Consider the following 12867-nt stretch of genomic DNA (forward strand, 5'->3'; position numbering starts at 1 on the left):
TAATTTAAACTCAATAGAAAGTTTGTTTTTGGTTGAATACTACTTGATTTCAATATCGTTATAGTTAATAAATAAGCGACTTATTAACGATAAAATGAAGTTATAATTTCAAATCTTCAATATCATTATAATGTACTTTTTGTTTTACAGTACCTTTTTCTAAAATAACAATACTTGGATTGGCTCTTTCAATGGTTTTTAAAGCGGTGGCATCACAGAAGTAAAAATCAAATGTGAATCTAAATTCTTTCTTTGTTTTTTCTATTTGTTCAGGTGCCGAACCCGTCATACCGATAACAGTATATCCTTTGGCAGCAGCTTGTTGTTTGAGACTTTCTAATTGGGCTAACCCTTCTTTGTTGGCAATAGCTAAATCATAAGTAACAAATAGCATTAGTTTTGGGTTTTGTAACAACTCGTCTTTATAGTCAGCACCGTCTTTTTCCATTGCAAAATCATGAATAGGAGGTACATACCCTTCTACAATGACTTTGTCTTTTCTATCCACAAAAGTAGCTCCTGCTGGTATTTTCATTAAATCCTTTTCTGTAAATTCAGTATCTATTCCGTTTACTTTGTAGATAAAGGTCATTTCTACAACAGATTGTGGCGCTCCTTCTGGAATTTCCATTCCTTTTTGAATATTGTTGCCTACTTTAAAAGGTCTGAAGTCAATAATTGGTAAATGATGCAATACCCAATACGCCATAAAACTACATAGTCCAATACTAATAAGGACTAAAACATTCTGGATTTTGGCTTTGAATAAAGGTTGAATTAATTTGACATTGAAAAATAAAATCAAAATAAAGAATAACAAAACCACATCTTTTGTAAAGGATTGCCAAGGGGTTAAATGCAAAGCATCTCCAAAACAGCCACAATCTTTTACCACATTAAAATAAGCCGAATAGAAGGTTAAGAAAGTAAATTTAATGATAAGAATCAGCAAAAGCCAAACGGTTACTTTTGATCGGTAACCTAATAAAAGCATAATTCCCAAAACGACTTCAAGAATGACTAAAAAGATAGCTATTGCTAATGAAAACGGAACAAAGAAAGGCAAGTTAAACACAGGTTCACCAAAATATTCCGCTAATTTATAAGAGAAACCTACAGGGTCATTCAATTTAATTAATCCTGAAATAATAAAAAGGATTCCTACGAAAATTCGAGAAAATTGGGTGAGTATGTTTTTCAGCTTTGACATAATATAGAATTTGAGATACAGATTGTTTTTATTTCATTAAAATCAATGCAAAAACGGCATAATTAATCATGTCCTGGTAATTTGCGTCAATACCTTCTGATACTAATGTTTTTCCTTTGTTGTCTTCAATTTGCTTTACGCGAAGTAACTTTTGCAGAATCAAATCCGTTAATGAACTCACTCGCATATCGCGCCAAGCCTCACCATAATCATGGTTTTTATTTTCCATTAATTCTTTGGTTTCCTTGATTTTGGCATCGTATAATTCGGTGGCTTTAGTGACATCCAAATCAGGTTGGTCGGCAATTCCTAATTCCAATTGAATCAATGCCATGATAGAATAGTTGATGATGCCAATGAATTCTCCCGACTCATCTTCGTTTACTTTACGAACTTCGTTTTCTTGTAAACTTCGGATGCGTTGGGCTTTAATAAATATTTGGTCGGTAAGTGATGGCAAGCGTAAAATGCGCCAAGCACTTCCGTAATCTTTCATTTTATTGATAAATAAAGAGCGACATACCGCAACAACGGCATCATATTCTTGTGAAGTATTCTTCATTATTGATGTATATTTGTATTCAAAATTTTTCAAAAATAAGAATAATTTTTCTGAAAGAAGAAAAACAAGGTCTTTAAAACCAGATTGAAATGACGATTAATTGCAAAGGACAGCTCATCGATTTATCAAAGCCTAAAGTAATGGGAATTCTGAATCTAACTCCCAATTCTTTTTTTGATGGTGGAAAGTATAAAAACGAAACTGAAATTATAGCGCAAGTTCAAAAAATGCTTTCAGAAGGGGCTGCCTTTATTGATATTGGCGCCTATTCCAGTAAACCCAATGCTGAATTTGTATCTATAGAAGAAGAAATGGCACGAATTGTTCCTATAGTTGACTTGTTGGTGCAACGATTTCCAAATATCTTGATTTCAATTGATACGTTTCGCTCTCAGGTAGCTGAAGCTTGTATACAAAAAGGAGCAGCATTAATCAATGATATTTCAGCAGGAAAATTAGACGATGCAATGTTGGGTGTTGTTGCCAAGTACAATGTGCCTTATATTATGATGCACATGCGAGGGACGCCTCAAACGATGTCAACACTAACGCAATATGAAGATGTGGTTAAAGAAGTGCTTTTGTATTTCTCAGAACGAATAGCTGTAGCGCGAAGTTTAGGCATCAATGATTTGATTGTTGATCCTGGATTTGGCTTTGCCAAAACACTAGAACAGAATTATGAAATGCTTCAGAAGATGGAATTATTTCAGCAATTAAAATTGCCAGTTTTAGTTGGAATTTCAAGAAAATCAATGATTTATAAAACATTGAATAATAATGCATCTGAATCTCTTAATGGAACCACAACTTTAAATACGATTTCATTGTTGAAGGGAGCGAATATTCTTCGTGTTCATGATGTAAAAGAAGCGGTGGAATGTGTCACTTTATTTAATAAAATGAATTCATGAAATACATAAGTGTGTTGTTGTTTTTTGTTCTGTTTTCTTGTGGAAATAAAGAAACGATATTGTTGCCAAAATCAAACGTAACTCTTATTAAGGAGGTTCAGGATTATTCGCCAATTTACTTGTTTTTTAAAACCAAGGGAAAAGATACTTTGCTAGAGGTGAATAGAAAAAATTCCATTAGTTCGACGAATTGGATTTTTCATATTGACAAACGGTTGCCGTTGCGTTTGGTGGTACCAGAAATCATCAAATTACAAGCTAAAAAGGAGGGAAGTGCCCACAAAAGCGAAACTTCGGAGAATTATTTCTCCTATTCGGACAGTATTCACAAGAATTTAGCTTTCATGTCTTTTACGAAAATAAAGTACCAATTAACAAATCCAAAGAAAGGTGTCCCTGTTTATATATCAAAGAATGGGTTTCAGCTTCAAAAGTTAAAAAGTATTTTAGGCAAAATTACTTTGGGGTTTGATAAGAATTTAAGTTTTGGAGACTATCTTCAATATAAAATTGCCATTCAAAATTTACATTTGTCTAACGTTTCACAAGATGAATTCGTCTACTAGTACTCTGCTTAAAATCGTAAATTAAAAGACACACCCCAAGCCCCTCTCAAGAGGGGAAAGTGTAATTTTCGGAAAACGTATATTGTAAATCGTATATCGTAAATCGTATATCGTAAATCCTACTTCGTAAATTTACTGATGATGATACGGTTCGTTTTTTAAAATCGTAAATCCGCGGTAGAGTTGCTCAATAAAAAATAAACGTACCATTTGATGTGAAAAGGTCATCAGCGAAAGTGCTATTTTTCCTTGCGCTTTAGCATATACCGTATCCGAAAATCCATAAGGGCCACCAATTACAAAAACCAAGGTTTTGATGCCGGAGTTCATCTTCTTTTGTAATTCTTCTGAAAATCCTACACTCGAGAAATTTTTTCCATTTTCATCCAATAAAATCAGCTGGTCTGTTGGAGTTATTTTGGCTAAAATTAATTCGCCTTCTTTTTCTTTTTGTTGGCTTTCGGATAAGTTTTTTACGTTTTTAATATCAGGGATAATATCCAAGTCAAATTTGATGTAAAAAGACAATCGTTTGGTGTAATCGTCAATTAACGATTGCAATGCTTTGTTGTCGGTTTTACCAATAGCGATGAGTTTAATATTCATTTTGGATGGATTTCAGAAGGCAAAGATAGGAATTTGGCAAAAAGCCACAGTTGTATTATGAAATAGATTTTTATGGTTTATTCGTTTTAGGCTAATGTATATTGTTATTTTATCAATAACCCTATTTTTTTGAGGGGTGTAATTTTATAATTGATAATTTTTTGTAATTAACCCCTGTTTTTGAAATTAAAATTTCACAATTTTTATTAAAAACATAAAAAATATATTGTGGTGTTTATTTACTTTTGTATCACAAATAAAAAATTACAATTATGTTAGATGTAGGCTTAACTACTTTTATGATTCTTGCCACTAGTTTGGTAATGTTAATGACGCCTGGACTTGCTTTTTTTTATGGAGGGCTAGGGTGCAATAAGAATATTTTGAGTATTATGATGCAAAGTTTTGTTTCCATGGGAATCAGTACGGTGCTTTGGTTTGCTTTTGGGTATTCGGTTTGTTTTAGTGGAACGATGGATGCTGGAAATGATTTCTTCGGAATCATTGGAAATTTTGATAAAGCATTTTATCACGGGATTACTCCTTCAACCTTGTATTCGACAGATAAGCGTTTTCCAGAATATATTTTTATTGCTTATCAAATGATGTTTGCGATTATTACACCAGCTTTGATAACAGGTGCCTTCATTAATAGAGTTTCGTTTAAATCATATGTGGTTTTTCTTATCGTATGGCAAATTTTTGTGTATTATCCATTTGTACACATGGTTTGGGGTGGTGGATTGCTAGCTGAATGGGGTGTGTTTGATTTTGCAGGAGGAATTACAGTTCACGCAACGGCTGGTTTTGCTGCTTTAGCCTCTGTTTATTTTGTTGGTAAACGTCAAAAATCCCACGAACCTAATAATATTCCGTTAGTAGCTATTGGAACCGCGCTGTTATGGTTTGGATGGTATGGATTTAATGCGGGTAGTGAATTGGCAGTGAATTCAGTGACGATTTCGGCATTCTTAAATACAGATACAGCGGCATCCTTTGCAGCGGTAACTTGGTTGTTAATTGAATGGAATACCGGAAAAAAGAAACCTACTTTCATTGGATTAATGACAGGAGCTGTAGCGGGATTGGCAACGATTACGCCTGCGGCAGGTTATGTTGATATTTACTCAGCGGCCATTATTGGTATTATAGCTGCGTTTGGTTGTTTTGCAGCAGTAAAATATAAAGAACACAAAGGTTGGGACGATGCATTAGATGTTTGGGGAGTTCATGGAATGGGTGGAATTATCGGAACGATTTGTTTAGGTTTCTTTGCGAATAGCCAAATCAATGCTCTAGTTCCTAATGGTTTATTCTTTGGAGGAGACGGCATGTTGTTGTTCAAAGAATGTGTAGCTATTCTGTTTGCTACAAGCTATGCTTTTATTTTTACTGTTCTATTGTTTAAAATTATCAATAAATTTATTCCAGTTCGTGTGAATGAAGAAGATCAAACGGTGGGATTAGATATATTACATCACGGGGAAGTGGCTAGACAAACACACAACTAAAAAATACTTCTCGAGTTGAAAAGGGTAACATTGGTTACCCTTTTTTTTGTTTTTATACGGCTTCGCAATTATGCCTCCTTCAAATTTTTAAATCCCCAAAATATATCCTACTTTAGCAATTCATAAAAAAGTAGAAAATGATTAGTGATTCCCAATTCAAAAATGAGTTAGAACTTTTGATTGCCAATGCTATACGTGAAGATGTGGGGGCGGGTGATTATAGCTCTTTGGCTTGTGTTCCCGCTTCGGCCAAAGGAAACGCTAAATTATTAGTAAAAGAGGACGGAATTATTGCAGGTCTTGCATTCGCCAAAATGATATTCGATTATGTAGATGCTGGTTTACAGTTGGAAACGTTTATTGAAGATGGTGCAGCGGTGAAGAAAGGCGATGTGGTTTTTCACGTTTCGGGAAGTTCACAATCTATTTTGAAAGCCGAGCGTGTGGTGCTGAATTCTATGCAACGCATGTCGGCTATTGCTACAAAAACAAATGAGTATGTTCAATTATTAAAAGGGACTCAAACCAAAATTCTGGATACTCGTAAAACTACTCCAGGGTTTCGTGCTCCTGAAAAATGGGCAGTAAAAATAGGCGGTGGCGAAAATCATCGTTTTGCCTTGTACGATATGATTATGTTGAAAGACAATCATATTGATTTTGCAGGCGGAATTACTTTGGCTATAGCCAAAACCAAAGACTACCTTAAAGCCAATAATTTAGATTTAAAAATTATAGTAGAAGCTCGGGATTTAGATGAAATCAAAGAAATTTTAGAAAGCGATGGGGTACATCGCATCTTGATTGATAATTTTAATTACGAAGATACTCGAAAAGCCGTTGCTTTAATTGGAGATCAATGCCAAACGGAATCGTCGGGAAATATTAATGAAACTACCATTCGACACTATGCAGATTGCGGTGTAAATTATATTTCTTCAGGAGCTTTGACACATTCAGTTGCTAATATGGATTTAAGTTTAAAAGCATTTTAATATGTCGAAGGCGATAGAAAGTAGGCTTTTAAAAGTACCCATACTAAGGAATTTAGTTCAGGTGTTACAACGAATCAAATTACCTTGGTTAGAGGGTTTGTCGTTGTATGATTTGATGGAGTTGTATATTCTTGGAATAGTAGAAGGTGGTTTGACCTATCACGCTAGTGCGGTCGCTTTTAGTTTCTTTATGGCTTTGTTTCCTTTTGCCTTATTTATCTTGAACTTGATTCCGTATATTCCGATTGAAGGTTTTCAATCTGATTTTTTGGAATTTGTAAAGGAGGGCGTGCCTCCTAATACCTATGATGCTATCTATAAAATTATTAGTGATATTTTAAATAATAGCCATTCAGGCTTATTGTCTTCAGGATTTTTATTGTCGATTTTTTTAATGGCCAATGGTATTTCGGGCATCTTGGGAGGTTTTGAATCTTCTAAACACGTTTTGGTTAAACGTGGTTTTTTACATCAATATGTAGTGGCTTTAGGCATATCAATGGTATTGTCTATTTTGTTAATTGTAACAGTGGCTGCAATCGTTATTTTTGAGGTGATTATTCAACAAACGATTATTCAAGATGTGTTGAATGATCAAGTGCCCTTAATAGAAATGGGACGTTATGCGTTCGTAATTTTGATGATATTAATTACAAGTTCGATTTTGCTTCGTTTTGGAACAAAACAATTTCATAAACCTCGTTTTATTAGTATAGGTTCTGTTTTTACCACAATCTTAATTATTATTTCGTCTTATTTTTTCGGAATTTGGGTAATTAAATTTTCTAAATACAACGAGCTATACGGTTCAATTGGAACCTTGTTGATTTTGATGTTTTACATTTGGATTAACTGTATGATTCTTTTGTTAGGGTTCGAATTGAATGCTACTATTGCCAAATTGAAAAAACAAAACGCAGCCCAATTATCATAACTCAATCCAATTTTAATATGTATAAATTTTGTGTTCTTTTATTGTTTGTGTTTTTCTCAATTAATGTGAATTCTCAATCTATTCTTGGCAAATGGAAAACTATTGATGATGAAACAGGAGAAGCTAAGTCTATTGTTGAAGTGTTTTCTAAATCAGGAAAAATCTATGCAAAAGTTGTCGAAGTATTGGATTTAGGTCATAAAAATAGTTTGTGCCAAAAGTGTGCTGACGAAGATAAAAACAAACCCATTTTAGGTTTAACTATCATCAAAGGCTTGTCAAAAGACGGTTCTGAATACAATTCGGGTGAAATCTTGGATCCTAAAAACGGGAAGTTGTACAAATGCGCACTTTCTTTGGAAACAAAAGATAAACTTAAGGTTCGTGGTTATATTGGTTTTTCGCTATTGGGAAGAACGCAATATTGGCATCGAGTTAATTAATTTACAATCAATAGATGTATTTTGTCGAAGTAATTTTACCGCTTTCACTTGCTAAAACCTTTACGTATAAGGTTTCAGAAGCTGAATTTCATTTTGTGAAAAATGGGATGAGGGTGGTGGTGCCTTTCGGTAAAAGTAAAATGTACACGGCTTTAATTATCGATAAGCATCAAAATGAGCCATCGCTGTATGAAGCCAAAGAAATTGATCAAATACTAGATGAAAAACCGATTGTAACTGAATTTCAAATTGCACATTGGCAATGGATTGCGAGCTATTATATGTGCGCAATTGGTGATGTGTATCGAGGCGCTATGCCAAGTGCTTTGTTATTAGAAAGTGAAACGATTATTTCGCAAAAACAATCTGTTGTGGTAGACGAAAGTTTGCTTTCGGATGAAGAGTTTTTAATCTATCAAGCCTTGCAACAACAAAGTTCGTTACGTATTCAAGATATTACGGCTATTTTGAACAAGAAAAATATTTTCCCTGTTGTTCAGAAATTGATAGACAAAAATATTTTAGTGCTTCAAGAAGAAGTACAAGAATTGTATAAGCCTAAATTAGTTCGCTATGTGCGACTGCATTCCCAATATGATTCTAATTCGGGCTTGAGTGAATTGTTGGAAACACTAAAAAGCGCCTCCAAACAAAGAGAAATTGTATTGACTTATTTTCAGTTGAACGCAGCAGAGAAAAAGCCAATTTCGGTTAAGCAATTAGTAGAAACTGCAAATTCAACATCGTCAATCGTAAAAGCATTGATTGAAAAAGAAATACTAGAAGAGTACTTTATTCAAGAAGACAGGATTAATTTTAGCGGCAATGCTCAAGAAGCAGCTTTGCAATTGAGTGTAGCACAACAGCAAGCTTATGATCAGATTAATGAACGTTTTGAATCAAAAGAGGTTTGTTTATTACATGGAGTGACTTCAAGTGGAAAAACAGAAATTTACATTAAGCTAATCGAAGAACAAATAGCGACAGGAAAGCAAGTAGTGTATCTTTTGCCGGAAATTGCTTTAACCACGCAGTTAGTCGGTCGTTTACGAGCCTATTTTGGAGACAAGGTAGGTGTGTATCATTCAAAATACAGCAATAATGAACGTGTTGAATTGTGGAAACAAGTTTTGGAACATTCTCCTAAAGCGCAAATAGTAATAGGAGCGAGGTCAGCCTTGTTTTTACCTTTTTCTAATTTGAGTTTGGTTATTGTGGATGAAGAACACGAACAAACCTTTAAACAGGTAGATCCTGCACCAAGGTACCACGCCCGAGATGCAGCAATAGTTTTAGCAAATGCGCATAAGGCTAAAGTGCTTCTGGGTTCGGCAACGCCAAGTCTTGAATCGTATTTTAATGCGCAATCAGATAAATATGGTTTGGTCGAAATTACGGAACGTTACGGAAATGTTCAGTTGCCAGAAATTGAGTTAGTCGATTTAAAAGACAGTTACTTCCGTAAAAAAATGACCGGACATTTTAGTGATTCGTTAATTGAAGCCATCACTACCGCTTTGTCATTAGGAGAACAAGTGATTTTATTTCAAAATAGAAGAGGATATTCGCCTATAATGGAATGTCTTACTTGTGGTAACGTACCGCAATGCCAGCAATGTGATGTAAGTTTGACCTATCATAAACACAAAAATCAGTTGCGTTGTCATTATTGTGGCTATTCAATGGCAAAGCCAACGCATTGTCACAGTTGTTCGAGTATCGATTTGGCTACCAAAGGTTTGGGTACGGAACAAATCGAACAAGAATTACTTACTATTTTTCCTAATGCCAAAATTGGAAGGATGGATCAAGATACCACCAGAGGTAAGTTTGGGTTTGAAAAAATCATTGATAGTTTTAAAAATCAAGAAATAGAGATTTTAGTTGGAACCCAAATGTTAGCGAAAGGTTTGGATTTTAATAACGTGAGTTTGGTAGGTATTATGAACGCTGACACTATGCTGTATCATCCTGATTTCAGAGCTTTTGAAAGAAGTTTTCAAATGATGACTCAGGTTTCGGGTCGTTCAGGACGTTCAGAAAAACGAGGGAAAGTGGTGATTCAAACCTATAATCCGAATCATAATACGATACAGCAGGTAACTAACAATGATTATATTGGAATGTATAAAGAGCAGTTGTATGACCGCCAAATATATAAATACCCACCTTATTTTAGATTAGTTAAACTAACATTGAAGCATCGTGATTTTGATAAATTAAAAGAAGGAGCGATGTGGTTGTATCAGGTAATGAGTCAAAATTTAGCATTACCTGTTTTGGGTCCCGAAGAACCACCCATTAGTAGGATAAGAAATGAATATATTAGAACTATTTTAATTAAAATTCCTCAAAATAGTTCAATTGGAAGTACTAAAAAAACGATTCAAAAAATACTCAATAGTTTTGAAGCAGTTCCGCAATTTAGGGCAATAAAAGTCGCAATCAATGTAGATTATTATTAATCTATGCAAAAGCAAGGGCTTTAATTAAGTCTTCTTTTTTATGTCTACTTAAAGGAATTTTGGAAGAACCAATCTCGGCAAACTTACTATTGTAACGCTCTACTTTATCAATATTAATGATGTAGGATTTGTGTACTCTTACAAATTTCTCTTTACTCAGGTTGCCTTCGAATGATTTCATTGTAGAAAGCACAAGATTATTTCCTTCTTCGGTTACTACTTTTACATAATCTCCAAAAGCCTCAATCCATTTTATCTTAGCAGTGAATATTTTTAATTTCTTGAGATTACTTTTAATAAAAATATGTTCGCCAGAATCTTCTTTGGTTTCGTTTTCGAGTGAATGTAAATGTAAGGCTCGTTTTACGGCTGTCTCAAACCGGTTTAATGTAACTGGTTTTTGAAGGTAGTCAGTAGCGTCGTAGTCAAATGCTCTTAATGCATATTCTGCTTTGGCAGTTACAAAAATAACTTGAGGCTTCGTTTTTAGGCCTTCTAAGAAAGAAAATCCGCTTATTACAGGCATTTCAATATCTAAAAAAACAAGATCTACTGAATGAATTGCCATGCAATTTCGCGCCTCTATGGCGTTAGAAAAATCTCCTATCAAATTCAATTGTGGGTGATTGTTAACTAATCTTGCCACAATCATTCGCTGAACGGCGCTGTCTTCGATTATTAAACAATTTAATTTCATAGCTTTTTAAATTATTGATTATCAATTACTAATTTAATTAAAATTTATTTAAAAATCAAAAATGAAAGTAAATAGTTACACAAAAGTGTAATAAAGATAATTATCGCTTGTATATATGAAAGAATTGATTATTTTTGCACCCAATTTAACAAATAAATACATTATTTATGAATCATTATGAAACTGTTTTCATTTTAAATCCCGTTTTATCTGAAGTTCAGGTAAAGGAAACAGTAAGCAAATTTGAAGAATTTCTTACTAGTCGTGGAGCTGAAATGGTATCGAAAGAAGACTGGGGTCTTAAAAAAATGGCTTACGAAATTCAAAACAAGAAAAGTGGTTTTTACCATTTATTCGAATTCAAAGTTGCTGGTGAAGTATTACTTGCTTTTGAAACTGAATTTAGACGTGACGAGAGAGTTATGCGTTTCTTAACTGTAAGTTTAGATAAACACGCAATTTCTTGGGCTGAAAGAAGAAGAACTAAACTTAAATCTCAAAAAGCTTAATTATCATGGCTACATTACAACAATCTGCTTCAGGAAAAAAAGACGGAGATATCAGATATCTTACGCCTTTGAACATAGAAACTAACAAAACTAAAAAGTATTGTCGTTTCAAAAAATCAGGTATCAAATATATCGATTATAAAGATGCTGATTTCTTATTGAAATTTGTTAACGAGCAAGGAAAAATTCTTCCTCGTCGTTTAACAGGTACTTCATTGAAATACCAAAGAAAAGTGTCTGTTGCTGTAAAAAGAGCACGTCACTTAGCTTTAATGCCATACGTGGCCGATTTATTAAAATAATTTAAAACTCAGTTGTTGGTTTCTCATTAAAGAGAACCTAACTTCTATAACAAGGACAACAACATGGAATTGATTCTTAAAAAAGACGTTCAAAATTTAGGATTTAAAGACGATGTAGTAACTGTGAAAAACGGTTATGGTCGTAACTTCTTAATCCCACAAGGTTTCGCACAATTAGCAACTCCTTCTGCAAAGAAAGTATTAGCTGAAAACTTGAAACAAAGAGCGCACAAAGAAGCTAAAGTAGTAGCAGATGCAAAAGCATTAGCTGAAACTTTAAAAGCTATCGAAATTAAAATCACTGCAAAAGCAGGTGGTGAAAAATTATTTGGTTCTATTACTAATATTGACATCGCTGCAGCTTTGGCTAATGCAGGTCAAGAAATTGATAGAAAATTCATCACTAGCGGAATTGTTAAACGTACAGGAAAATATACTGCTTCAGTTCGTTTACACAGAGATGTTATCGTAGAATTAGCTTACGAAATTGTTGCTGAAAAAGCATAATTTCTTAACTTATATCTTAAAATCCCGATGCGAGTCGGGATTTTTTTGTTTAATGTCATTGCGAGGAACGAAGCAATCTCATTTTTTTATTTTTAACTATTTGGAACTAGTTTAGCATGTTCCCTCAATGATATGAAATATTCAAGATTAACTAAAGAACAATTTGAAGAATTACATCCAGAGTTTATCAATTTTTTGGCAAGCCAATCGATTGATAAAGCCGAATGGGATACAATAAAAGAACATAAACCCGAAGTTGCTGAACAAGAATTAGACGTTTTTTCTGATTTGATTTGGGAAGGGGTTTTAACTAAAGCGGAATATTTAGAACATTTTTCTAAGAATCATATTTTCCTTTTTCAATGTTTTGATACCTATGTGAATTCTATTGTATTAAAATCATTAGTTCCAGAAGTGGATTTTTTAACCAAAGACGGGTTACAATGGTTGAGTGATAATATGTTTACAGAAACTATTGAAATGAAAATAGGTAAAAAAGTATTTACCGAAGAGCGAAATGCCTCTATATTTGGACTAATTCAACAAGGTGCTTTCTTGAGCGACGGACAATTGTACCAACAAATAAATTCGATTATTGAATCGTAATTGTATTGGTATTTCTATTAATTTGGCTATTTTAGTACAC

General features: G+C 33.7%; 15 protein-coding genes. 11 read left to right on the plus strand and 4 right to left on the minus strand.

What is annotated here, in order from left to right; genetic code table 11:
- Window positions 1–100: 100 nt before the first annotated feature.
- The gene (locus tag Q0L65_RS00265) at window positions 101–1201 is read right to left on the minus strand and encodes a BT_3928 family protein (RefSeq protein WP_296682513.1); all 1101 of its coding nucleotides are present in this window, start codon (window positions 1199–1201) and stop codon (window positions 101–103) included.
- A gap of 37 nt (window positions 1202–1238) precedes the next feature.
- Complete coding sequence (locus tag Q0L65_RS00270) at window positions 1239–1772, minus strand: DUF1599 domain-containing protein (RefSeq protein ID WP_296682216.1); 534 nt, start codon at window positions 1770–1772, stop codon at window positions 1239–1241.
- Window positions 1773–1861: 89 nt separating this feature from the next.
- On the opposite strand from Q0L65_RS00270, the gene folP reads away from it, so the two are divergent.
- Both folP and Q0L65_RS00280 read left to right on the plus strand, forming a co-directional pair.
- The gene (gene folP / locus Q0L65_RS00275) at window positions 1862–2686 is read left to right on the plus strand and encodes a dihydropteroate synthase (protein WP_296682218.1); all 825 of its coding nucleotides are present in this window, start codon (window positions 1862–1864) and stop codon (window positions 2684–2686) included.
- Window positions 2683–3252 carry a hypothetical protein gene (locus Q0L65_RS00280; RefSeq protein WP_296682220.1) on the plus strand — a complete coding sequence of 190 codons (570 nt, stop codon included), beginning with the start codon at window positions 2683–2685 and terminating at the stop codon, window positions 3250–3252. Before folP ends, Q0L65_RS00280 begins: the two co-directional genes overlap by 4 nt.
- 132 nt (window positions 3253–3384) lie before the next feature.
- On the opposite strand, the gene rlmH is transcribed toward Q0L65_RS00280, so the two are convergent.
- Complete coding sequence (rlmH, locus tag Q0L65_RS00285) at window positions 3385–3858, minus strand: 23S rRNA (pseudouridine(1915)-N(3))-methyltransferase RlmH (RefSeq protein ID WP_296682221.1); 474 nt, start codon at window positions 3856–3858, stop codon at window positions 3385–3387.
- 272 nt (window positions 3859–4130) lie between these two features.
- Here rlmH and Q0L65_RS00290 point away from each other — a divergent pair, with 272 nt between their 5' ends.
- The 5 genes from Q0L65_RS00290 (at window position 4131) to priA (ending at window position 10206) form a co-directional block, all read left to right on the plus strand.
- Window positions 4131–5369 carry an ammonium transporter gene (locus Q0L65_RS00290; RefSeq protein WP_296682223.1) on the plus strand — a complete coding sequence of 413 codons (1239 nt, stop codon included), beginning with the start codon at window positions 4131–4133 and terminating at the stop codon, window positions 5367–5369.
- Window positions 5370–5506: 137 nt separating this feature from the next.
- On the plus strand, window positions 5507–6364 hold the full coding sequence (nadC, locus tag Q0L65_RS00295) for a carboxylating nicotinate-nucleotide diphosphorylase (RefSeq protein ID WP_296682224.1): 858 nt from the start codon (window positions 5507–5509) through the stop codon (window positions 6362–6364).
- 1 nt (window position 6365) lies between these two features.
- The gene (locus Q0L65_RS00300) at window positions 6366–7298 is read left to right on the plus strand and encodes a YihY/virulence factor BrkB family protein (RefSeq protein ID WP_296682226.1); all 933 of its coding nucleotides are present in this window, start codon (window positions 6366–6368) and stop codon (window positions 7296–7298) included.
- Between the two features lie 17 nt (window positions 7299–7315).
- On the plus strand, window positions 7316–7741 hold the full coding sequence (locus Q0L65_RS00305) for a DUF2147 domain-containing protein (protein ID WP_296682228.1): 426 nt from the start codon (window positions 7316–7318) through the stop codon (window positions 7739–7741).
- 14 nt (window positions 7742–7755) lie between these two features.
- Window positions 7756–10206: a primosomal protein N' gene (gene priA, locus Q0L65_RS00310; protein WP_296682230.1), complete on the plus strand. Its 2451-nt coding sequence runs from the start codon at window positions 7756–7758 to the stop codon at window positions 10204–10206.
- A 1-nt stretch (window position 10207) separates the two neighbouring features.
- Here priA and Q0L65_RS00315 read toward each other — a convergent pair whose 3' ends face one another.
- The gene (locus Q0L65_RS00315; protein WP_296682232.1) at window positions 10208–10903 is read right to left on the minus strand and encodes a LytTR family DNA-binding domain-containing protein; all 696 of its coding nucleotides are present in this window, start codon (window positions 10901–10903) and stop codon (window positions 10208–10210) included.
- 167 nt (window positions 10904–11070) lie between these two features.
- Between Q0L65_RS00315 and rpsF the strand changes: the two genes are divergently transcribed.
- From rpsF to Q0L65_RS00335, 4 genes are all read left to right on the plus strand, one after another.
- Window positions 11071–11412, plus strand: a complete 342-nt coding sequence (rpsF, locus tag Q0L65_RS00320) for a 30S ribosomal protein S6 (RefSeq protein ID WP_296682233.1) — start codon at window positions 11071–11073, stop codon at window positions 11410–11412.
- A gap of 5 nt (window positions 11413–11417) precedes the next feature.
- Window positions 11418–11714: a 30S ribosomal protein S18 gene (gene rpsR / locus Q0L65_RS00325; protein WP_007138295.1), complete on the plus strand. Its 297-nt coding sequence runs from the start codon at window positions 11418–11420 to the stop codon at window positions 11712–11714.
- 63 nt (window positions 11715–11777) lie between these two features.
- Entirely contained in the window at window positions 11778–12221 is a 444-nt protein-coding gene (gene rplI / locus Q0L65_RS00330; protein WP_296682237.1) for a 50S ribosomal protein L9, read from the plus strand.
- A gap of 132 nt (window positions 12222–12353) precedes the next feature.
- Window positions 12354–12827 carry a DUF6495 family protein gene (locus Q0L65_RS00335; RefSeq protein ID WP_296682238.1) on the plus strand — a complete coding sequence of 158 codons (474 nt, stop codon included), beginning with the start codon at window positions 12354–12356 and terminating at the stop codon, window positions 12825–12827.
- The last annotated feature ends 40 nt before the right edge of the window (window positions 12828–12867 follow it).

It is taken from the genome of Flavobacterium sp., from assembly GCF_024642105.1.
Taxonomy (GTDB): Bacteria; Bacteroidota; Bacteroidia; order Flavobacteriales; family Flavobacteriaceae; genus Flavobacterium.

Bases quoted from the DNA above. Each gene is read 5' to 3' on its own strand.
- Q0L65_RS00270 (WP_296682216.1), bottom strand. From the start codon at position 1,772: ATGAAGAATACTTCACAAGAATATGATGCCGTTGTTGCGGTATGTCGC.
- folP (WP_296682218.1), top strand. From the start codon at position 1,862: ATGACGATTAATTGCAAAGGACAGCTCATCGATTTATCAAAGCCTAAA.
- Q0L65_RS00280 (WP_296682220.1), top strand. From the start codon at position 2,683: ATGAAATACATAAGTGTGTTGTTGTTTTTTGTTCTGTTTTCTTGTGGA.
- rlmH (WP_296682221.1), bottom strand. From the start codon at position 3,858: ATGAATATTAAACTCATCGCTATTGGTAAAACCGACAACAAAGCATTG.
- Q0L65_RS00290 (WP_296682223.1), top strand. From the start codon at position 4,131: ATGTTAGATGTAGGCTTAACTACTTTTATGATTCTTGCCACTAGTTTG.
- nadC (WP_296682224.1), top strand. From the start codon at position 5,507: ATGATTAGTGATTCCCAATTCAAAAATGAGTTAGAACTTTTGATTGCC.
- Q0L65_RS00300 (WP_296682226.1), top strand. From the start codon at position 6,366: ATGTCGAAGGCGATAGAAAGTAGGCTTTTAAAAGTACCCATACTAAGG.
- Q0L65_RS00305 (WP_296682228.1), top strand. From the start codon at position 7,316: ATGTATAAATTTTGTGTTCTTTTATTGTTTGTGTTTTTCTCAATTAAT.
- priA (WP_296682230.1), top strand. From the start codon at position 7,756: ATGTATTTTGTCGAAGTAATTTTACCGCTTTCACTTGCTAAAACCTTT.
- Q0L65_RS00315 (WP_296682232.1), bottom strand. From the start codon at position 10,903: ATGAAATTAAATTGTTTAATAATCGAAGACAGCGCCGTTCAGCGAATG.
- rpsF (WP_296682233.1), top strand. From the start codon at position 11,071: ATGAATCATTATGAAACTGTTTTCATTTTAAATCCCGTTTTATCTGAA.
- rpsR (WP_007138295.1), top strand. From the start codon at position 11,418: ATGGCTACATTACAACAATCTGCTTCAGGAAAAAAAGACGGAGATATC.
- rplI (WP_296682237.1), top strand. From the start codon at position 11,778: ATGGAATTGATTCTTAAAAAAGACGTTCAAAATTTAGGATTTAAAGAC.
- Q0L65_RS00335 (WP_296682238.1), top strand. From the start codon at position 12,354: ATGAAATATTCAAGATTAACTAAAGAACAATTTGAAGAATTACATCCA.